Annotated in this window: 18 protein-coding genes and 1 riboswitch; of the genes, 13 read left to right on the plus strand and 5 right to left on the minus strand. The window is 52.2% G+C overall.

Going from position 1 to position 19,959, the window contains the following annotated elements:
* The first annotated feature begins 142 nt into the window (after window positions 1-142).
* The 3 genes from L1F29_RS07930 (at window position 143) to L1F29_RS07940 (ending at window position 2,788) form a co-directional block, all read left to right on the plus strand.
* On the plus strand, window positions 143-1,078 hold the full coding sequence (locus L1F29_RS07930) for a COX15/CtaA family protein (protein WP_258387791.1): 936 nt from the start codon (window positions 143-145) through the stop codon (window positions 1,076-1,078).
* A 158-nt stretch (window positions 1,079-1,236) separates the two neighbouring features.
* The gene (locus L1F29_RS07935) at window positions 1,237-1,947 is read left to right on the plus strand and encodes a Cthe_2314 family HEPN domain-containing protein (RefSeq protein WP_258387792.1); all 711 of its coding nucleotides are present in this window, start codon (window positions 1,237-1,239) and stop codon (window positions 1,945-1,947) included.
* 52 nt (window positions 1,948-1,999) lie between these two features.
* The gene (locus tag L1F29_RS07940) at window positions 2,000-2,788 is read left to right on the plus strand and encodes an SDR family oxidoreductase (protein ID WP_258387793.1); all 789 of its coding nucleotides are present in this window, start codon (window positions 2,000-2,002) and stop codon (window positions 2,786-2,788) included.
* 97 nt (window positions 2,789-2,885) lie between these two features.
* Here the strand turns inward: L1F29_RS07940 and L1F29_RS07945 are convergent, their stop codons facing one another.
* Window positions 2,886-3,131, minus strand: coding sequence for a NifU family protein (locus L1F29_RS07945; RefSeq protein WP_258387794.1), 246 nt, complete (start codon window positions 3,129-3,131; stop codon window positions 2,886-2,888).
* 85 nt (window positions 3,132-3,216) lie between these two features.
* On the opposite strand from L1F29_RS07945, the gene L1F29_RS07950 reads away from it, so the two are divergent.
* A complete protein-coding gene (locus L1F29_RS07950) occupies window positions 3,217-3,459 on the plus strand; it encodes a YuzB family protein (RefSeq protein WP_258387795.1) in 243 nt (80 codons plus the stop codon).
* 39 nt (window positions 3,460-3,498) lie between these two features.
* Here L1F29_RS07950 and L1F29_RS07955 read toward each other — a convergent pair whose 3' ends face one another.
* On the minus strand, window positions 3,499-4,566 hold the full coding sequence (locus L1F29_RS07955; RefSeq protein ID WP_258387796.1) for an NAD(P)/FAD-dependent oxidoreductase: 1,068 nt from the start codon (window positions 4,564-4,566) through the stop codon (window positions 3,499-3,501).
* A gap of 89 nt (window positions 4,567-4,655) precedes the next feature.
* Complete coding sequence (gene mqnE / locus L1F29_RS07960; RefSeq protein WP_258387797.1) at window positions 4,656-5,759, minus strand: aminofutalosine synthase MqnE; 1,104 nt, start codon at window positions 5,757-5,759, stop codon at window positions 4,656-4,658.
* Between the two features lie 447 nt (window positions 5,760-6,206).
* Here mqnE and L1F29_RS07965 point away from each other — a divergent pair, with 447 nt between their 5' ends.
* A complete protein-coding gene (locus L1F29_RS07965; protein WP_258387798.1) occupies window positions 6,207-6,569 on the plus strand; it encodes a HesB/IscA family protein in 363 nt (120 codons plus the stop codon).
* A gap of 662 nt (window positions 6,570-7,231) precedes the next feature.
* Window positions 7,232-7,429, plus strand: a riboswitch (cobalamin riboswitch).
* A 152-nt stretch (window positions 7,430-7,581) separates the two neighbouring features.
* On the plus strand, window positions 7,582-9,867 hold the full coding sequence (gene metE / locus L1F29_RS07970; RefSeq protein ID WP_258387799.1) for a 5-methyltetrahydropteroyltriglutamate--homocysteine S-methyltransferase: 2,286 nt from the start codon (window positions 7,582-7,584) through the stop codon (window positions 9,865-9,867).
* A gap of 216 nt (window positions 9,868-10,083) precedes the next feature.
* Here metE and L1F29_RS07975 read toward each other — a convergent pair whose 3' ends face one another.
* Entirely contained in the window at window positions 10,084-11,028 is a 945-nt protein-coding gene (locus L1F29_RS07975; RefSeq protein WP_258387800.1) for an aldo/keto reductase, read from the minus strand.
* Window positions 11,029-11,269: 241 nt separating this feature from the next.
* Here L1F29_RS07975 and L1F29_RS07980 point away from each other — a divergent pair, with 241 nt between their 5' ends.
* The 7 genes from L1F29_RS07980 (at window position 11,270) to sda (ending at window position 18,318) form a co-directional block, all read left to right on the plus strand.
* Complete coding sequence (locus tag L1F29_RS07980) at window positions 11,270-11,965, plus strand: response regulator transcription factor (protein ID WP_258387801.1); 696 nt, start codon at window positions 11,270-11,272, stop codon at window positions 11,963-11,965.
* A 17-nt stretch (window positions 11,966-11,982) separates the two neighbouring features.
* A complete protein-coding gene (locus tag L1F29_RS07985; RefSeq protein WP_258387802.1) occupies window positions 11,983-13,101 on the plus strand; it encodes a sensor histidine kinase in 1,119 nt (372 codons plus the stop codon).
* A gap of 164 nt (window positions 13,102-13,265) precedes the next feature.
* Entirely contained in the window at window positions 13,266-14,042 is a 777-nt protein-coding gene (locus L1F29_RS07990; RefSeq protein WP_258387803.1) for an ABC transporter ATP-binding protein, read from the plus strand.
* Window positions 14,017-15,975, plus strand: a complete 1,959-nt coding sequence (locus L1F29_RS07995; RefSeq protein WP_258387804.1) for an FtsX-like permease family protein — start codon at window positions 14,017-14,019, stop codon at window positions 15,973-15,975. The genes L1F29_RS07990 and L1F29_RS07995 overlap by 26 nt, the downstream gene beginning before the upstream one ends.
* A 243-nt stretch (window positions 15,976-16,218) precedes the next feature.
* Entirely contained in the window at window positions 16,219-16,938 is a 720-nt protein-coding gene (locus L1F29_RS08000; RefSeq protein ID WP_258387805.1) for an MBL fold metallo-hydrolase, read from the plus strand.
* A gap of 300 nt (window positions 16,939-17,238) precedes the next feature.
* A complete protein-coding gene (locus L1F29_RS08005; RefSeq protein WP_258387806.1) occupies window positions 17,239-17,910 on the plus strand; it encodes a YheC/YheD family protein in 672 nt (223 codons plus the stop codon).
* Between the two features lie 264 nt (window positions 17,911-18,174).
* Window positions 18,175-18,318 (plus strand): sporulation histidine kinase inhibitor Sda, encoded by a 144-nt coding sequence (gene sda / locus L1F29_RS08010; protein ID WP_258387807.1) that lies wholly within the window; start codon window positions 18,175-18,177, stop codon window positions 18,316-18,318.
* A gap of 358 nt (window positions 18,319-18,676) precedes the next feature.
* Here sda and L1F29_RS08015 read toward each other — a convergent pair whose 3' ends face one another.
* A complete protein-coding gene (locus tag L1F29_RS08015; protein ID WP_258387808.1) occupies window positions 18,677-19,678 on the minus strand; it encodes an NAD(P)/FAD-dependent oxidoreductase in 1,002 nt (333 codons plus the stop codon).
* Window positions 19,679-19,959: the final 281 nt, after the last annotated feature.

Genomic DNA, 19,959 nt, shown 5'->3' on the forward strand with positions numbered 1-19,959 from the left:
CGCGGAATCGGGCTATACTAAAGGATGTCCGAAGTGTGACACACCGGAAATACATCGCCATGTTCACATTTTCAACATGGTTTTTGCCTATCTTTATGGCTATAATTGAGTAGATTATTTCGCGGAAGTAAGGTGATGACACATGGTATCCAGACGGTTTCGCATGCTCACTGCTGTGACGTGCCTCGGAATGCTCTTTGTACTGCTTGGCGGCGCGCTCGTAACGAATACAGAGTCCGGCCGCGGATGTGGCGACGATTGGCCGCTATGTCACGGTAAGTTCATTCCTGCCTATACGCTTGAATCTTTCATTGAATACTCCCACCGGCTTGTTACAAGTATCGTTGGGCTTTTCGTTCTCGCTTCCTTCATTGGAAGCATTCTGTTGTACCGCCGTTTTCGTTACCGCGAGGGAGTCGTCCATGCGTCCGGCGCACTCTTCTTTACCGTGCTGCAAGCGCTGATGGGTGCCGCAGCTGTGATGTGGCCGCAATCGGCTGCAGTAATGGCGCTTCACTTCGGTTTGTCCATCATGGCCTTCGCTTTCACGCTGCTCCTCTGGCTGTGGGCAAGACGGATGAACCGGGGAGAATCGCTTGACAAGCCTGCGGCTGCGGTGCCGCGATCGGTCTTGATGCTGGCGATTGCTACAATTGTATATTGTTATTTCGTCATTTATTTGGGCGCCTACATCCGCCATACCGATGCAGCAGGCGGTTGTCTGGGATGGCCGCTCTGCAATGGACAGATTATTCCCGAATGGGAAGGAATAACCCGTTTCGTATTTGCACACCGGGTTGCAGCATTCATTCTGTTTCTCGTCGTAGGCTGGCTGATGATCTTGATCAACCGCGTCTGCCAAACGAATGCGGCACTGCGCCGCTCCGGCGTCATCGCATTCGCCCTCATTGTCGCCCAAGTGCTCAGCGGAGCGCTTCTGACGGCAACGCTGACGAATGAAGAGCTGTTTATTTTTACGAATATGCTCCATAACCTGATTATTTCCGCTTTCTTCGGGGTAGTCGCCGATTTGGCCATCCGAGCCTGGAAGTGGCAGGAACACCGGTTGAATCGATGATCGTTCGGATCGATGATCAAACTGACTGTCCAAACACGCTGTAGTTGGGGCTAAACAGAAGATTGAATACTGACCAGGCTTATTGAACCTTAAGCAGGGCATCCTAAACGAATTCCAAGCACGGACACCTTGCTGCGCAGGGAGGGGCATAAGAGACGATGCTGCGTATGATCTTCGATGAACAGCCGCGTCAAGCGGAGGGCAAGCTGCTAAGCGCGATGCAGGCCATGGAACGGTTCGGCCGTATGCTGAATAAACGAATCGAGCGCGACAGCGATTCCAGCCATAAGCTGCGCAAGTACGAAATTTGGACGTTAGGGCTGCTGGCTTCTCTTGATGAACTGGAACAGAGCCAATATGCTTCCCAGAAGTTTGCGGCCAAGGTGACGTCCGGCTCGGTTGACGCCATGTCAAGCTCGGAGCGGCTCGATTATAACCGATATGTTTACTTCGACAAGAATGCCTTTATTCGGCTGTTCTCGATTCTGGACAAGCTGGGTACGCTGCTCAACGATGTTTTGGAGCTGCAGACCGAGAGGTTCAAGGCGCATTTCTCATACTTTACCGTTCTTCGCAACATGCGCCAGCGCAATGCGCATCCCGAGCTGATGCTCGCATTGAATGAGCTGAAGGAACGCTATAAGGAGCCGATGGGCCGGCTGCGCAAACGCCGGAACACCGAGGTTCATTACATGAATTCGGAAATGCAGGATGATCTGATGCAGAGCCACACCGCATACGGCTCCGGTTACAGACTGGAGAATTTGCAGGCGCAATCGGAGGACTTGCGGCAGGGAATGGATCTTGTCATGGAAAGCTTGCGCTTGTCGTTCGAATATGCAGAAAGACGGATGAGGAAAAGACTGTAATATGCTATACTTCTCAAGGAACGTCGTTCGTTTACATGAGGAGGGAATGCCCATGGAGCTGAAGGGCAGAACGGCATTGGTCACGGGCAGTGCCAAAGGTTTAGGAAAAATGACGGCATTAGCGCTGGCGAATATGGGATGCGATATCGTTCTTAACTATGTGAACAGTGCGGAAGAGGCTCATTCGCTTGCCGCAGTGATCAGCCAGCTGGGCGTTCGCGCAACAGCAATCCGCGCCGATATTGCACATCAGGGAGAGGTCAAGCAACTCGCCGAACAAGCGGAGAAGTGGTCCTCCACCGGCGGTATCGACATTCTGATCAACAACGCGGGCCCTTTTATCCGGGAGCGCCGGGTATTCGCGGACTACGACGAAGAGGAAATCGTCGGCCTGCTGCATGGCAATTTGCTTGGCGTTATGCTGCTCGACCATATGCTTCTTGGAGGAATGAGAGCACGCCAGTGGGGGCGGATCATTCACTTCGGCTTCGGCCATGCAGGAGAAGGCCGTGCTTGGCCACATCGTGCCGTGTACGCGGCCGCGAAGACGGGCCTCGTCTCATTCACGAAGACGCTTGCCGTCGAAGAAGCTTCCAGCGGGATTACAGTTCATATGATATGTCCCGGCGATATTCGCGGCATCAATAAGGAGCGGACCATCGCTGAAGTGCTCCATGAACGCGATGAGGAATCGCCTCTCGGCCGTCCGGGAAGCGGTGAAGATATCGCACGCGTCATTACTTTCCTATGTCTGCCGCAATCCGATTATTTGACCGGCAACATCGTTGATGTCAACGGCGGGTTCGATCCGATTAAAACGAGTATAATCAGCCAGTCCTGATAGATCCATAAAACAGAGAAAGAGTCTTGCCGGATTCGCATTTCGGATGAAATGCTTATGCCGGCAAGACTCTTATTGAATAATGGACCGTTCGGTCTTAGAATACTTGCATAACCTCTTGTACGCCTTCGACTTCTTCCAGCAGGGCGCGCTCGATACCCGCTTTAAGCGTAATCGTCGAACTTGGACAGCTGCCGCAAGCACCTACAAGACGCAATTTAACGATACCATCTTCAACGTCGACTAGTTCAACGTCGCCGCCGTCGCGCTGCAGGAACGGACGAAGTTTATCCAGAACGTCCAATACTTCATCATACATGGTATTTTGTGTGCTTTCGCTCATTGCACTCAACTCCTTTCTCCCCTATTATAGTACAAAACGATACAATTGAAAATGGATATCAAAGCAGGAACAAGGTGAATGAATGATGCAAAAACCCATTATAGAATTTTGCGCAAGTAATATGCATCACGATACCGATCGAATCATGAAGCGGCTCGAGCAGGAAGGCCTGACCGAAGTCATCGAATACGGCTGTTTGGGCAACTGCGGAGAATGCTACTTGTTTCCGTTCGCTCTCGTAAATGGTGAAATTGTTGCGGCTTCCACTGCCGATGAACTATATGACCGCATCATGGAAGAAGTCAATGCCGAGCGGATCGAAGGCTAGGGGGCGTAAAACGCCCCTAGGCATCCGAAGTGAAGCCTTCTACCCAAGGTGGCGCTTGGATTTCCACAATACGCCGCTCTTCAATACGCGTGGCACCCGTCCCATAATAGCCGTGCGACCCATTAATCCAAACCCTGCTTTCTTGCCGAGCGAGCCGAGAACGCCCCTCAGCTTGATCTTCGAAATCCGGGGCTTCTTGTCATTCCATAACGCCTGCAATACTTCGGCTACCTGCTTGCCTTGCGCCTCGGCAGCTTGCGCACTCGGCGAGAAGGGGAGTGCGGCGCAATCGCCGACGATGTAGACATTGTTGTACTCCGGCAGCTGATGATATTCATTAATGATCAGACGGCCCATATTATCCTTGGGCTGCTGCATGCGTTGGACAACCGATACGGGCTGAATGCCGGCCGTCCAAACCGTAGCATCCGTTAAGATCGGCTGAGGGGAATTGCTGTCGTAGAGCACGCCCTTCTCCAGGCGGCTCAGGGCGACGTGACCCCGCATCTCCACATGATGCTCCAGAAACCACTCGGAGACGTAATGCTGGAGTTTCTTCGGGAATGCGGATAGAATGGACGGTCCGCGGTCCAGAATACGAATGTTGAGGTCCGGCCGTCCTTCGCGCAGCTCGGATGCGACCTCTACGCCGCTAAGCCCGCCGCCGACGATCGTAACTTGGCCATACGGCTTCACATCGTTCAACTGCTGATACGTCCTGCGCGTAGCGCCGAACGTCTGAATGCTGTTCGAATATTGCGCTGCGCCATCGATGCCGTGGTATTTGTCCGTACAGCCCAAGGCAATGATAAGCCATTCGTATGAGAGCGGGTCTTGACCGGCCATCATGACCTGTTTGTTGTTCAAATCAATGTCTATGACTTCGCCATATGTCATAATTAGACGCGGATCCGATGGGAAAGCAATCCGCAGATCAACATCTGCCACCGTTCCCGCCGCGAGGGCATAATATTCCGTTTTTAACCCTTGGTGAGGCATGCGGTCAATAAGGACGATATGCGAGTTGTCCGGCAGCTCGCCTGCGAGAAGCTCATGTGCGACGGTTAAGCCGCCGTAGCCGCCGCCTAAAATGATAATGCGTTTCATTGAAATCCCAACCTTGCGTTATATTTGTAAGAATAATGCCCTCATGCTGTCTTCGCTATTTTGTATACGTTTAGTATGCGCGGAATTTCTTACTCGTACACTTTAATTTCATTGTAGAAGGTGTCGCGTTCAACTGGAATGCGGCCCGCGCCTTTCACCAGCCAAATCAAGTCTTCGCGTGTAATGCCTTCCGGCGTAAGCGCTCCGGCTGCATGGCTGATCCGCTCCTTCACAATCGTACCGTGAACGTCGGAGGCGCCCATCGTAAGCGAGACTTGCGTCAGCTGCGTCCCGATATTGATGAAATACGCTTTAATATGCTGGAAATTGTCAAGCATCAAGCGGCTGATCGCAATCGTCTTCAAATCTTCGAAGGCCGAATTACGGCGGCGGATACTTGCTTTCGGGCTAATGGGCTGCATGGAAAGCGGAATAAAGACGAGAAAGCCGTTCGTTTCGTCCTGCAGCTCGCGTATTTGCATCATGTGGCTGATGCGGTCTTCATGCTTCTCGACCGAGCCGTACAGCATGGTCGTGTGCGTACGCAATCCGAGGTTGTGCGCGGTACGGTGAACGTCCAAATATTGCGAGACGTCTGCCTTGGTGACCTTCATCTTGCGCCGGTATTCATCGGACAGGATTTCGGCTCCACCGCCTGTCAGGCTCTTCAAGCCGGCCTTCATCAGCTCCTGCAGCACCTCGCGGTAGCTGAGACCGCTGATGCGCGAGAAGAAGTCGATCTCGGCAGCCGTGTAGGCTTTAAGCGTTACATCGGGATAGCGCTCATGTAATGATTTTAACGAATCGACATAATATTGAAACGGCACATGGTTATTATGGCCGCCTACAATATGGAATTCCCGTACGCCCGGATGGAAATGCTGTTCCACATACTCAATCATCTCCGGTCCGCTTAGCGTATAGGCGCCTTCGTCGCCCTGATCCTTGCGGAAATTGCAAAACGCGCAGCGCGCTTCGCAGACGTTCGTAAAGTATAAGCTCATATTCTCGATAAAATAAACTTTGCGCCCGTTCTTGCGCAAATTGGCTTCGTTGGCCATCTGGCCGATCGACAGCAGATCGTCGGAACGGTACAGAAACACGCCGTCCTCATGCGAAAGCCGCTCACCGGAGCTGACTTTCTCCTTAATAAGCTGCATCTGTTTGTCTTCTGTTGGTATGACGACGTTCATGAGAGTTTCCTCCTGGTCCGCCGGGCACATATTGGTCCGGATAATGGGAATTGATGTTGCGCATGGCTGAATAAGGCTGCACTTCTAACGTGTTGCATGAGCAGCCGCAATCGTCGGGTATGCGATGGAAATCCTGTGTCACGGGGGATGGGTATGATAAAGGAAGGCAAGTAGGCTGAAACTTTGTGAAAAAAAGAACTTTCTGACCCCGAGCGGATACAAATCACAATAACTGTCCTTATTATAATCTTCTCTCTGCGGTGCGGCAACAAGAAAAGTCTGATGAAGGAGCACAGGCGGAATTGAGCATGATAATGGACGGACATCCGTCTCTTGAGGCAATTGTCGATTAGGAGTATACTAGGGGTATTAGCGCACTTCCGGCAGGGGCTGTCTCATTGAAGAGAGCCCTGAAGGCGGAAGCGGCGAAAACGGGAGGGAATGCACATGATCACAGTTACCGATTTAGCGAACGAGAAAATACTAGAGATGCTGGAGGCCGAAGGTACGCCGAATATGTTTCTTCGCGTCAGCGTGAAGGAAGGCGGCTGCAGCGGATTTTCATACGGAATGGGTTTTGACGACGAGCGTAATGCCGACGATCAATTCATGGAAATTAACGGGCTTACCGTTGCGGTAGACAACGAAAGCCTCAAATATTTGAACGGACTTGAGATCGACTTCAAGGAATCCGCCATGGGTGGCGGCTTTACGATGCATAATCCGAATGCTTCCGTAACATGCGGCTGCGGTTCTTCGTTCCGTACAGCTACGGCTGCGGGCAAACCGGCTGCCGAAGGCGAATGCTGATCCATTAGAGGGACTTCGTGCCCCGCGTATAGATGCAAGCCCCGAGCGAAGCCATTACAGCTATCGTTCGGGGCTTTTTTGCGTGTTGTCAGAGCTTCCGTTCAATCGTATGAAGCCGTCCACCTGGACCAGTTCCAGTATGCAGGTCGGTCCAAGACATCCGTACAGCTAAATAAGTTCAATTATTTGAACACAGCTAACCGTATGGGCAGAATGGTCTTTCAATGGTCTTACGATCACTGCCGGTACCGTCCATGAATGCAAAATTTTCTTAGTTCGATCGATGTAGCTGAGAAAGTATTGTACAGCATGCAACATTATCCTCGTCATACAGCCTCAATGACTATATTGTTGTACTTTATACAGCATTGGGGATGCGAAATCATCGGTTAACCGCTCTGCAGGGGAGAATTATTGCAGATTTTACAACAATCATCAATTCATCAGCGTTTTACCCGTCCAATGTTGTATAACATACATGAATACGCAGCCATAACGGTTTCCTGCCAACGAACCGCTGCCGCTTTCCATAATCAATCTTCAAGCACTGTGTCGCTATTCCTTACTTTGATTCAACCTATATAATTAAGCGATTTTTAAAATAGTGTTGTATTAATATTAATCATTATGTATACTTATGCAGTGATGTGAACCATCGCTCAATAAAATAATTTGGAACAGGTGCTCCGGGAACTTTCCCCGGCGCTTAATAGGGAAGTCCGGTGAGATGCCGGCGCGGTCCCGCCACTGTAACAGAGGAGTCTGCAGCCTAGAGCCACTGATTGAGCTTTCAATTGGGAAGGCGGCTGCGCGGACGTTGATTCTGAAGCCAGGAGACCTGCCTGTTCTTGAAAGCACTGCTGTACCTACGGGAGATAGGGAGGTGTTAAAGATGGCAGCCGCCGTTGTACGTAAACGAGAGGCATCTTTTCCCTTGTCTTCATAAGGGGAAGGATGTCTTTTTTGCATGAATGTATGAATAACAGACCTAATTTATGGAGGCGAATCTTACATGGTGAGAAGCAGCAGTTTGGGATACCCGCGGATCGGAGCGGACCGGGAATGGAAGAAGGCGCTTGAAACGTTCTGGTCGGGCAAGCTGGAGGAGGCTGAGTTCACGGCACGGCTTCAAGAAATCCGGCTAAGCCACTTGAAGAAGCAGCAGCTGAAAGGGATCGATTGGATTCCCGTCAACGATTTCAGCTTCTATGATCATATGTTGGATACGGCAGCGATGTTCGGGATTGTTCCGAAGCGCTTCGCCTACGAAGGAGGACGCGTGCCGCTGTCCGTCTATTATGCCATGGCCAGGGGAACGCAAGGGGCTGCTGCTTGCGAGATGACGAAGTGGTTCAATACGAATTACCACTATATCGTGCCGGAACTAAGCGATGCGGCACCGGCTCTAACGGAGAATCGTCCGCTCGCCGCTTACAAGGAAGCGAAGGAGGCGCTCGGCATCGAAGGGAAGCCGGTACTGGTCGGCCTGCTCACATTCCTGAAGCTGTCCAAAGGCTATGACGCCGCCGGCATCGACGCTTGGATCGAGCGTCTGCTCCCGCTGTATGTACAAGTTGTGCAGGAGCTGGAGCGGGAAGGTGTGCAATGGGTGCAGATCGACGAGCCGATTCTCGTCACGTCCGTGTCGGATCAGGATATCATCCGTTTGAAGACGATCTACGAAAAGCTTGCCGAAGGAGCGCCGAAGCTGAAGATTATGCTTCAAACGTATTTCGAAGCGGTCGACAGCTACGAGGAGATCGTGAAGCTGCCGGTCGACGGTATCGGTCTGGATTTCGTCCACGGCGGGAACGGGAATCTGGCTGCGCTGACAAAGCATGGGTTTCCCGCGGGCAAGCTGTTGGGCGCCGGCGTAATCGACGGGCGCGGCATCTGGCGCGCCGACCTGGAGCAGAAGCTGGATCTGATGGGTCAGCTTGCGGATAAAGTGGGATATGACCGGATTATCGTGCAATCATCCTGCAGCCTGCTGCATGTGCCGGTAACCGCCGAGAGGGAGACGCAGCTTGCCCCCGAGCTGCGCAATGCGCTCGCCTTCGCCGACGAGAAGCTGGATGAAATCGTGCTTCTTGCGGGTGCAGCAGCAAGCGGCGCTTCCGCCGCGGCAGCGTTTGCCGGGCAGAAGGAGGCGCTAAGGAAGCTCCAGCAATCGCCTGCGCGCAGCCGGGAAGACGTGCAGCAGGCGGTATCGCTCATGGCGGCTCAATCTGCAGCACGCGCTAGCAGCTTTAAGGAACGCCACAGCATTCAGCTGCAGAAGTGGCAGCTTCCTTTATTGCCGACGACGACGATCGGGAGCTTCCCGCAATCGGCAGAGGTACGCCAGGCGCGTCAAAATTGGCGCAAGGGCGACTGGAGCGCCGAACGCTACAGCGACTATATCAAGGAGCAGATCGGGATCTGGATCGAGCTGCAGGCAGAAATCGGCCTTGACGTGCTGGTGCACGGAGAGTTCGAGCGTACGGACATGGTCGAATATTTTGGAGAGAAGCTGGCCGGCTTCGCCTTTACCCGGAACGGCTGGGTTCAATCCTATGGTTCCCGCTGCGTGAAGCCTCCTATTATATATGGCGACGTCGCCTTTACTAGTCCGATGACGGTTGAAGAGACGGTCTATGCGCAATCGCTGACGGACAAACCGGTCAAGGGCATGCTGACCGGTCCGATCACGATTCTGAACTGGTCGTTCGTCCGTGAGGACATAACACGCGAGCAGGTTGCCTATCAGATCGCCTATGCGCTTCGGCTGGAGGTGGAGGCGCTGGAGAAGGCGGGCATCGGCATGATTCAAGTCGACGAGCCTGCCCTGCGCGAAGGCTTGCCTCTCAAGGAAGAAGAGCATGAATCCTACCTGGATTGGGCGGTTAAAGCATTCAAGCTGGCGACCTGCACCGTAGCGGATTCGACGCAGATCCACACCCATATGTGCTACTGCGAATTCCACGATATGATTGACGCCATCAAGGAGCTGGACGCGGATGTCATCTCGATCGAGACGTCGCGAAGCCATGGCGAGATGATTCACAGCTTCGAGGAGAATACCTACGATCTGGGGATTGGGCTCGGCGTTTATGATATTCATAGTCCGCGTGTTCCGCCGGTCGAGGAAATGTCCGACATGATCGATCGCGCGCTCCAGGTGTTGAATCCCGCCTTGTTCTGGATTAACCCGGACTGCGGGTTGAAGACGCGCGGACGCGAGGAAACCGAGACCTCCTTGCGGCACATGGTAGAAGCGACCCGCCTTGCCCGGGCCAAATATTCGATTGCCGATTAATTCAGGTAAGGATCGATTTAGAAAGCCTATTTAGATCGCGCAATCATACACTGAAAGAGGCTGAACAGGTAATACAAACCTGTCCAGCCTCTTTGCGTTAGGGGTTGTGGTCGACCGCCCCCCGACATGCAACGAAAACACCGCGCAGGGAACTGCGCGCGGTGCGAAGGATAAAAACACGTTGGGCTTTGCAGCAACCATCCCAGTTATTGGCGGTTATTCCGCAGCAATGGCGCGAATTTCGGCCAGGGTGACTTCGTCGAGCGAGACGTCGGCTGCGGGGAGCACGCCCGTAATATGGCTTGGCTTCCGAACGCCGACTATCGCGCTCGCCAGCGCCGGATGCGCAAGCACATAAGCAACCGCCAGCTGCGGCATGGTCAGGCCGTGACGCGCCGCAATTTGCTTCAGCTTCTCGACTTTATCGACGTTCTTGCGCAGGCCTTCCCCGGTATGCGCTTTATTCCGTGAACGCCAATCGTCCTCGGTGAATTTCGTGTCATAGGTATAATTGCCCGAGAGCAGCCCCGATGTGAGCGGGCTGTATGCGACGACGCCAATCCCGTTCTTGAGACAGAACGGCAGCACCTGCTCTTCGATGGCCGGCCTCAGAATCGAATAAGGGGGTTGAAGGGAGTCTACATGCCGGACAGTAAGCGATTTCTCAAGCTGCTCGACATTGTAATTGCTGACGCCGACATATCTGACTTTCCCGTCCTGTACGAGCTTGTCCATGGCGCGCATAGTCTCTTCCGCGGGTGCGTCTTCGGCCGGCCAGTGCATTTGGTACAAGTCGATATAGTCGGTTCCGAGCCGGCGGAGGGAAGCCTCCGCTTCACGTATGACGGAGTCATAGGTCCCGCTTCGGGAAATCGCTTTCGATTCGTCCCAGACGAGCCCGCATTTGGTCGCCAAAATGACGTTATGGCGATCGCCGCCAAGCGCCTTGCCGATCATCGCTTCCGAATGGCCCAGTCCGTAGACAGCCGCCGTATCATAGAAGGTAACTCCGGCATCCAGCGCCGCGCGCACGCTTTCGAAGGACTGATCGTCGTCCTGCTCTCCCCATGCGCTTGCCCATCCGCTTCCGCCAATCGCCCAAGAGCCGAAGCCAATTACAGATATTTCGGGACCGTTCTTGCCAAGCTTGCGGTACTTCATGCCAACATCTCTCCTTCATATTGGAATGTCACTCTCATTATAGTGAACCGCAGGAGGGAAATGAAGGACTGAAATGAAGGTTATCAACTATCCAGAAGCGATTCGCCGTCCTTCGGGCATTGCGATTCAAAAATTAATTCGGGTACAATAGAACCCGAAGCGAAGGAAGTTTAGCCGCATGTCAGGAATGAATAATAGCGTAATTGTATAGAAGTTAAGTTGGAAAATAGGTGGTTGAACGATGTATCGGATCATGATTGTTGAAGATGATGACAAAATCGGCTTGCTGCTTAAGCAGTCGCTGGATAAATACGGCTTCGAAGCCGTTCGGGCGATCCGCCTTCATGACTTGAAGAAGGAGGCCGTGGAGGTTAAACCCCATCTCATCCTGCTGGACATCCACCTGCCCCATTTTGACGGTTATTACTGGTGCCGGCAGTTCCGGACCGTTACAAGCGCGCCGATTCTGTTCGTCTCCGCGCGTTCCGGCGAGATGGATCAGGTGATGGCGATTGAGAACGGAGGAGACGATTATATTACGAAGCCGATTCCGCTCGATCTGCTGGTTGCCAAAATCAAGGGGCTCCTCCGCCGGGCGTACGGCGAGTATGCCGCCGGGCACAATACGGGCGCGCTGCTTGAAGCGGACGGGCTTAAGCTGGATCTTAGCCGAAGCGAGCTGGATCGTCAGGGCGTTACCGTCGCCCTGACCAAGAATGAATGCCTGCTGGCTGAATGCTTGATCGGCCATGCGGGACGAATCGTGACGCGCGAGCAGCTGCTGGAGACGTTGTGGGACGACGTTCAGTTTGTCGACGACAACACGCTGACGGTCAATGTCACGAGGCTCCGCAAGAAGCTGGAGGAGCTCGGCCTTCCGGGTAGTATCGAGACCGTCCGCGGTCAAGGATATAAATTCGTTACGGGCGAAGGATAAGATTGGGAGGCGTTTGAATGAATCATGACAACAACAAAACGGACGCCGCTCCGGGCACGGATAAACCGGAAACAGCGGTCAGACCGCTTCGCTATATCCAAGACAGTCTCAGCTATATCGCGGCCTTCACGGCCGCGCTGCTATTATCGGATACAGCTCTTATTCTCGGCGCGCTGCGCAACCCGGGAGACGTTGAGCCGGCAACGGCCGTATATGCGGGCGTGCTGGCTTTCTTCTGTTTATCCCTGTGGCTCGCATATGACTATTTGCGACAGCGCGCCTATTACCGCCAGTTAGAAGAAGCCAAGCGGCAGGCGTCCTTGCTGGATGCGGCCCTGCGTGTCAGGTCTGGGGTTACGACGGATCAGATCGCCGTTCAGCGGCTGCTCCGGACTCAGTATGAAGCCTATATGGAGCAGCTGGGCGTTTACCGGCGCCAACAGGAGATGCACAATCACTTTATCCATCAATGGGTTCATCAGATGAAGACCCCCGTCGCCGTTATTGATTTGATCGTGCAGCAGGCCGGTCAGATGGAGGGCGCGGGCGATACGCAGACCGGACTGGGCAGTATACGTGAAGAGACGGAGCGGCTCACCCGGGGACTCGATATGATGCTCAGCACGGCGCGGCTGGATAAATTCGAGATGGATGTGCATATTCGCCGCGTTTCGCTGCACGAACTGGTTCGACAGGTCACGAATACGTATAAGAGACTCTGCATCAAGCATTCTATCTTTCCGCAAATTATTGGAGAGGCGGATGTGGAGACAGACGAGAAGTGGATCGCCTTCGTCGTACATCAGCTGGTCGGCAATGCGGTGAAGTACAGTAAGCTTAAGCCCGGCACGAAGAAACTGCTGCTGCAAATCGACCGGACAGATGACGGCGGCGTCTCGCTGCGCGTAACCGATGAAGGAATCGGCATCGCGGCGCACGAGCTGCCCCGGATCTTCGATCCGTTCTATACCGGCCATAACGGCAGGCTTGTCGAGGAATCGACCGGTATGGGCCTCTATTTGGCCAAGCAGGTTTGCGCGAAGCTCGGGCATCGGCTGTCGGTAACGTCGGTTCCCGGCAGCGGTACGACGTTCACGGTTTCTTTTCAGATGCAAGTTCTGCACAAGTTTCAATAATTCTTTCAAGCGGGACCGAAGTGTGACAGGATTGTAAGGTTCGTCATCGGCATTGAAAGGTAAATCGATGAGGTTCGGTGCTTCCTCCGGTTTATACTGAGTATCGTAAAGTTCTCGCTTACGATATCCGGATTACTTTTCATATAAACAATTAGGAGGAGCACATGAACGTACTTAGAACAGAAGCGCTGTGCAAAACGTACAGCAGCAAAGGCAATGTGACCCATAAGGCATTGATCGATATTCATCTGGAGGTTGAAGCCGGCGAATTCGTCGGCATTATGGGGCCTTCGGGAAGCGGGAAGACGACGCTGCTCAATCTGCTGGCCACGATCGACAAGCCGACCTCGGGCAAGATCGAGATCAACGGCACGCAGCCGTCCAGCTTGAAGGAGAAGCAGCTTGCGCTGTTCCGGCGCAGACAGCTTGGCTTCGTGTTTCAGGATTTTAATCTGCTCGATACGCTGTCGATAAAGGAGAATATCGTCCTTCCGCTCGTGCTGGAGGGCGTGCCGGTCAAGCGGATCGAGGAAAGCTTATATCCCTATGCGGAGCTTCTCGGTATTACGGCCATTCTGGACAAACGGACCTACGAGGTATCCGGTGGTCAGAAGCAGCGCGCGGCCATCGCCCGGGCCATGATTCACAAGCCATCCATTCTGCTTGCGGACGAGCTGACAGGGAATCTCGATTCGAAGGCGGCCAAGGACGTGATGGAGTCGCTGAAGAAATTGAATGAGACGATGGGCGCCACGATTGCGATGGTCACTCACGATCCGTTCGCAGCCAGCTATTGCAATCGGATCATCTTCATTAAAGACGGCCGGTTCTTCTCGGAAATCCGCAAGGGCGCAAGCCGCCAGCTGTTCTTCCAGCAAATACTGGACGCGCTCAGCGTATTGGGAGGGAACTTCGATGACATTCCGTTCTCTCGCGCTTAGCGGCATCAAGGGCAACTGGCGGGCGTACAGCGCCTTCTTCTTAAGCAGCGTGTTCTCCGTCTTCGTCTTCTACGTGTACGGATCGTTTATTTATCATCCCGATGTGATCAACGGCCATATCAAAGCGGCGGCCGGGGTGCGCAGAGGAATGGAAGCATGCCAGTATATCGTCGTTATCTTCTCGTTCTTCTTCGTGCTCTATGCGAACTCCGCATTTCTGAAGACGCGCAAGAAGGAGTTCGGCCTCTTCACCTTATTCGGGATGACGCGCTTTCAACTAAGACGAATGATCGTGATGGAGAGCGCCATTATTGCCCTGCTGGCGATTGGCGTCGGCATTGGCATAGGCATTCTGTTCAGCAAGCTGTTCTTCATGGCGCTTGCGCTGCTGCTGGACGTGAACAATCCGATCCGGTTTGCGGTGCCGCTCAAGGCGCTGCTCATCACGGCGATTGGTTACTTTGCTTTATACCTCTTTCTATCGGTTCTCACCAGCATTCGCGTCGGCCGATCGGAAATTATCGATCTGCTGAAGGAAGCGAACAAGCCCAAGAAGGTTCCGGCCTCTTCGCCGTGGCTGTCGCTGCTGGCCGTTGTCAGTCTTGGGGGCGGCTATGCGCTCGCTTGGATGATGAATATGTCCACATTTCTTGTTTTTGCGCTGCCGATTCTCGGCTTAGTGACGCTGGGCTCATATTTTCTTTTCACGCAGAGCAGTATTGGACTGCTTCGTCTGGTGCAGAAGAACAAGCCGTTTTATTTCAAGCGAACCCGGCTGATTACGTTCTCGCAGATGGCTTTCAAGGTGAAAGACAATGCCCGGATTTTGTTCATGGTATCGTTGCTGAGCGCTGTCGTGTTAACGGCTTCCGGGACGTTCTATGTGTTTCAGCAGGGCAGTAAAGAACAGCTTACGACGCATTATCCGCAGACGATCGCATACTACGAGAAAGGCCTTAACAAGCAGGAGATTATCGATCCGGCCAAGGTTCGTTCGATCATCGAAGCAGACAACCGGTCATTGTCATACGAGCTGCGGACAGTCGGTATTCCTACCGAGCTGATGGAGCCTGCCGAAGGCGGAAAATGGTCAAGAGGCAGAAGCGACATGCAGGCCGCGATAGTATCGCAAGCCGATTATAATCACGCCGCCGAGGTAAAGGGTTATAAACCGCTGTCGCTTAGCGCCGGATCGGCCGTCATCGTCAATCCTTACGAGGAAATGCGTGAAAATCCGTTATATGCGGGCGACTCGATTAAAGTGAAGGTCAATGGCAAGTCAACCGTTTATCCGTTAGGGGAAACCAGGTTCGGCGCCGTTATGCTGCCCGCAGGTCCGTTCACGTTCCTGCTCGTGGTAGATGACGACCGCTTCGCACAGATCCGCCAGGAAACGCCGGAAAGCAAGCAGTACGTCATGTACGGGTTCGAAATCGCGGACTGGACGACAGCGCTGCCGACGGTGAAGAAGATCGAGAACGCGATGTCCTTGACCGACGAGACGAAGCTTCAGGTGAATACGTTCCGTGTCGAGCAGTATTTGGATTTGCAGCAAACGTCGGCATTGACGCTCTTCGTCGGCCTGTTCGTCAGCCTGTTGTTCTTCATTGCTTCCGGCAGCATGCTTTACTTCAAGCTGTTTACCGAAATGAAGGACGACGAGGCGCAGTTCCGGTCGCTGACGCGGATTGGGATGACCGCGGGCGAGATGAAGCGGATCGTGGCTTCGCAAGTCGGAATGATCTTCTTTGTCCCGTTGGGTCTGGGCATTCTCCATACGTTCTTCGCGATGAAGGCGCTCGGCAATCTGCTCAATATGAGCACTTGGGTATATGCCGGCGTAGTAATCGCCATCTACATCGTCATGCAGAGCATTTACTTCGTCGTTGCTTATATGGCTTACATGAGACGGATGCTTAAAGCGGCGGTGTAGACAGTATACTGGAATCCCCGGCTGTTGTAATTTGAATTCATTTGATTAGGTCGAGCCGACCTACATCAGGCGAATCGGTGCAAGTCGCGCGGGGATAAGTTCAAGGAATGTTCGATTCATTCATATTGACAAATAATAATTTATGTGATATAATATAATATTTTATTATTGATTCCTTCTGATGAGATGTGCTATTAATAGGATGCAAACCAAATCATACCTTCATCGAAGGAGGATCAATCTTTGAGAATATCAGATGGCGTCGCAATGCTTGAAATCCATGTACAGGGCTTCGTATTGAATCCCACTCTCATTTGGGATGATGAAGCCGCCATATTAATCGATACGGGTGTGCCGGGACTATTGGAACCTTTGCGCATTGCCATGAGTGAGGCTGGGGTTCCCTTGAATCGATTAAAGGCCGTGATTCTGACTCACCAGGACATCGACCATATCGGAAGCCTGCCGGAGCTGCTGAAGGAATCGAATCATCATATTGACGTATATGCCCATGAGCTGGACAAGCCTTATATCGAAGGGAGCATGCCTCTTATCAAGACGGATCCGGGCCGTATGAGTAAAGAGGCGTGGGAGTCGCTTCCGGAAGGATCCAGAATTTTGTATGCGAATCCGCCTAAGGCTCATATAGACCATACGCTGCAGGACGGCCAAGAGCTTCCGTATTGCGGAGGAATTCAGGTTATCTTCACTCCCGGGCATACTCCGGGCCACATCAGTCTCTATCTGAAACAAAGCCGGATTCTTGTTGCCGGCGACGCTATGATAAGCGCGGACGGTAATTTAAGAGGTCCTGTTCAACGAAACACATTGGATATGGATACCGCCCTGCGTTCGCTGAAGAAGTTTCTGGATTATGACATTGAATCGGTTATTTGTTACCACGGAGGCATAAGCAGCGAGAACGTGGATGGTCAGCTCAAGAATCTTGTCGATTATACGTAAGAGATGGCGGAGCAAGACAAAAGTGAAGCAGCCGGCAGCTTTACAGTTCATAAGGGAATGAATCGGATAAGGATATAAGAGAGGCTCCCTGACGGGAGTCTTTTTTTTACGTTTCATGAAGCCGCCTATTTATTCTATGTTTTTGACCGTTCGTCCCTGCTTGCCTATCATCATTAAATAAACCTAGCAGATGCAAGGCGTATGATTGTTTTTGAGAGGATAGAGGACAATCATCCAAGAGACACTTATCTCTCTGGCATACGTTATCTATGAGAAAGCAGATCGAAGGGAGAGAGCAGGATGGTTGAAATACAGGGAAGGCAGCTGGCAAGCAAGTGGGCGAAGACGGAAGCGTTACTGTCTCATCCGCGAATTGCGCCTCATATTCCGCCGACGCGATTGTTCTCATCGCAGAATTTGCGAAGTATGATGGCAGCGCATGGTATGGTGGTCATTAAACCGGTTAAGGGCGCAGGCGGGCACGGGGTCATTAAAGTGATGGAAGATCAAGGTGGATACTCGTATACGTACTATTCCCAGATCAAGCGATTTGCCAGCTTCGAAGGGTTATTCGCATCGTTGGACAAGATGCGCAAGGGGCGCAGATATCTGATTCAGAAAGGCATTCGTCTGGCAACGATCGACGGGCGTCCGATTGATTACCGCGTTAAATACGTGAAGGAGAACGGAGTATGGACGATACGCGCCATTGTCGGACGATTGGCCCGTCCCGGCTTGTTCGTGACCAATCTGTGCCGGGGCGGCACGCAATTATTGGGCTCCGATGGCATACGCCGCTCGGTTTCGGCTTCGGCTGTCGCTGGCAAGAAACGGCAGATGCGGGAGCTGACAAGGATCTCCACACAGGTGCTGGAAAGCCGGTTTCCCGGAATCGGCCAGCTTGGCTTCGATTTCGGTATCGATAAAAGCGGCAAGCTGTGGATATTTGAAGTCAATACGAGACCGCAATAAGTAGATTGCTGCCGTTAATGGCATTTAATATATTTGGTTGATAGGTTCATAGATTACCATCAAAGTTTTTTATTGGAACGTTTCGAAATGGCGTTGTGCATAACATTATTCACACTATCCTCGTTGATATTCCTGTTTTTTCGACGTTTACCCACAACATACTCACATGCTGTCCACAGTAATCTGTGGATAATCGGAACGCTTGTTCCGCCATTTTCGAGATGCTAAGATAAACATGGAAGATACAGGAAAGGAGTGTGGAACATGGAGATTCTGTCTGACGAGCTGCTGATAGATGCTTATCATGCGGCGATCCAGTTAAGCTTGGAATCCGAATTCATCAAACTGCTCGCCGCTGAAATAAAACGCAGGCAGATCAACCCGGATCACTATCGCATCACCGCATAAGAACCGTGAAGGAGCGGTTCAAGCCCCGCCCTCGCGCCATTTCTGGATCGACACCTCGCAAACATGATCACATCGCGGACAATATACAACATGCTGGCACTTTTGATCGACAATAACCGTTTCCATGAAATTGGAAGAGGCTTCATCAATCGGCTGATAAGGCGCATACGGAGCAGTATAATCGGCTGGTAATCCGCAATTGTCCATATAACTTGCACAGACCGGACACCGTGCGTCTAGCTGCTCCAATCCATTGCATATGGGACATAACATAAAGGGTATCCTCCTCGATCCGCATGGTCTCGTCAACCGTCGGTATTGAATAGGATACCCTCATTTTATGGATCAATCAGATGATCTACAATTTCATATTGCTGCTGTGTCCCGGCGACAGCCTTGCATCGGGATCAAAGTAAACTTTGGCGTTATTGATGGCGGTAGGCGCTTCTCCGAAGCCGACGGCTATCAGCTTAAGCTTGCCGGGATATGTCGTAATATCGCCAGCGGCAAAAATACCGGAGATGCTCGTTTCCATCCGTGAATCGACAAGGATCGATCCTTTCTCGATATCGATTCCCCAATCGGAAATCGGACCAAGCGATGAGACGAATCCGAAATTGATGATGACCGATTCGACTTGCAGCTCTTTCGTTTCTTTGGTGGTGATGTTCTGCAGCGTCAGACGCTCGATGCGATCCGTACCGTGCAGCCCTGTAATTTCATACGGTGTCATCACGTTTACCTTGGATTTCATCAAATTCTCAACGCTATGCTCATGGGCGCGGAATTTGTCGCGGCGGTGAATGAGCGTAACGCTGGCCGCGATCGGCTCAAGCATGAGCGCCCAATCGACTGCGGAATCTCCGCCGCCGTTGATCAGAACATGCTGATTCTTGAACTGCTGCAGATCGCTTACGAAATAATGCAGGTTCTTCTTCTCGAACTTGGCCGCTTCGGGCAGCTCCAGCCGTCGAGGCTCGAAGGCACCGACGCCTGCCGTAATAATGACGGCCTTCGCATAATGGGTTGCTTTGTCTGTCTTGACCATGAACAAGCGCTCGTCCAGCTTTTTAACTTCCTGAACTTTTTCTTCAAGGTATACTTCAGGCTTGAAGTGGTTCATCTGCTGCTTAAGCTGATCGACCAGTTCTTGAGCGGTCACTTTCGGGAAGCCGGCTACATCGTAAATGTATTTCTCCGGATAGAGCGCTGCAAGCTGTCCTCCAAGCTGCGGCATACTCTCTATTATTTTAACGGTAGCTTGCCTCATTCCTCCGTAGAAAGCGGCGAACATTCCGGTTGGGCCGCCGCCGATAATGACAATATCAACGATGGATTCTGTTGCTTCAGAGTTAGACATGGTGGCACCTCCATTTTATCGATCCACAGAGTTCATTATAGCTTTTCGACAAGCTGGATGGAAATGAAAATTGTATGTTATTCTAAAGTTTTTCGTATACTTTAACCCTTGAACTTTAATGAAAAAGTTTGTATCATGTGAGGTATTAAAAGCGAGATTGTCTACAATGCGCAAGATGGAGCAAGACTCGTGTTTTCGAACATTACAGAAAAAGAAATGTTAACTTCTTTAACTTCGATTGTGTAATTTTTCACAAAGTTAAAGGGAACAGGAATGGATGG

It is taken from the genome of Paenibacillus spongiae (assembly GCF_024734895.1).
GTDB lineage: Bacteria > Bacillota > Bacilli > Paenibacillales > Paenibacillaceae > Paenibacillus_Z > Paenibacillus_Z spongiae.

What these genes read in the sequence shown, in the direction of transcription:
- L1F29_RS07955 (WP_258387796.1), bottom strand. Translation starts at nt 4,566, where the DNA reads ATGAAACGCATTATCATTTTAGGCGGCGGCTACGGCGGCTTAACCGTC.
- L1F29_RS07975 (WP_258387800.1), bottom strand. Translation starts at nt 11,028, where the DNA reads ATGAAGTACCGCAAGCTTGGCAAGAACGGTCCCGAAATATCTGTAATT.
- L1F29_RS07930 (WP_258387791.1), top strand. Translation starts at nt 143, where the DNA reads ATGGTATCCAGACGGTTTCGCATGCTCACTGCTGTGACGTGCCTCGGA.
- L1F29_RS07985 (WP_258387802.1), top strand. Translation starts at nt 11,983, where the DNA reads ATGAATCATGACAACAACAAAACGGACGCCGCTCCGGGCACGGATAAA.
- L1F29_RS07935 (WP_258387792.1), top strand. Translation starts at nt 1,237, where the DNA reads ATGCTGCGTATGATCTTCGATGAACAGCCGCGTCAAGCGGAGGGCAAG.
- mqnE (WP_258387797.1), bottom strand. Translation starts at nt 5,759, where the DNA reads ATGAACGTCGTCATACCAACAGAAGACAAACAGATGCAGCTTATTAAG.
- L1F29_RS07945 (WP_258387794.1), bottom strand. Translation starts at nt 3,131, where the DNA reads ATGAGCGAAAGCACACAAAATACCATGTATGATGAAGTATTGGACGTT.
- L1F29_RS07940 (WP_258387793.1), top strand. Translation starts at nt 2,000, where the DNA reads ATGGAGCTGAAGGGCAGAACGGCATTGGTCACGGGCAGTGCCAAAGGT.
- metE (WP_258387799.1), top strand. Translation starts at nt 7,582, where the DNA reads ATGGTGAGAAGCAGCAGTTTGGGATACCCGCGGATCGGAGCGGACCGG.
- L1F29_RS07980 (WP_258387801.1), top strand. Translation starts at nt 11,270, where the DNA reads ATGTATCGGATCATGATTGTTGAAGATGATGACAAAATCGGCTTGCTG.
- L1F29_RS07990 (WP_258387803.1), top strand. Translation starts at nt 13,266, where the DNA reads ATGAACGTACTTAGAACAGAAGCGCTGTGCAAAACGTACAGCAGCAAA.
- sda (WP_258387807.1), top strand. Translation starts at nt 18,175, where the DNA reads ATGGAGATTCTGTCTGACGAGCTGCTGATAGATGCTTATCATGCGGCG.
- L1F29_RS07950 (WP_258387795.1), top strand. Translation starts at nt 3,217, where the DNA reads ATGCAAAAACCCATTATAGAATTTTGCGCAAGTAATATGCATCACGAT.
- L1F29_RS07995 (WP_258387804.1), top strand. Translation starts at nt 14,017, where the DNA reads ATGACATTCCGTTCTCTCGCGCTTAGCGGCATCAAGGGCAACTGGCGG.
- L1F29_RS08005 (WP_258387806.1), top strand. Translation starts at nt 17,239, where the DNA reads ATGGTTGAAATACAGGGAAGGCAGCTGGCAAGCAAGTGGGCGAAGACG.
- L1F29_RS07965 (WP_258387798.1), top strand. Translation starts at nt 6,207, where the DNA reads ATGATCACAGTTACCGATTTAGCGAACGAGAAAATACTAGAGATGCTG.
- L1F29_RS08015 (WP_258387808.1), bottom strand. Translation starts at nt 19,678, where the DNA reads ATGTCTAACTCTGAAGCAACAGAATCCATCGTTGATATTGTCATTATC.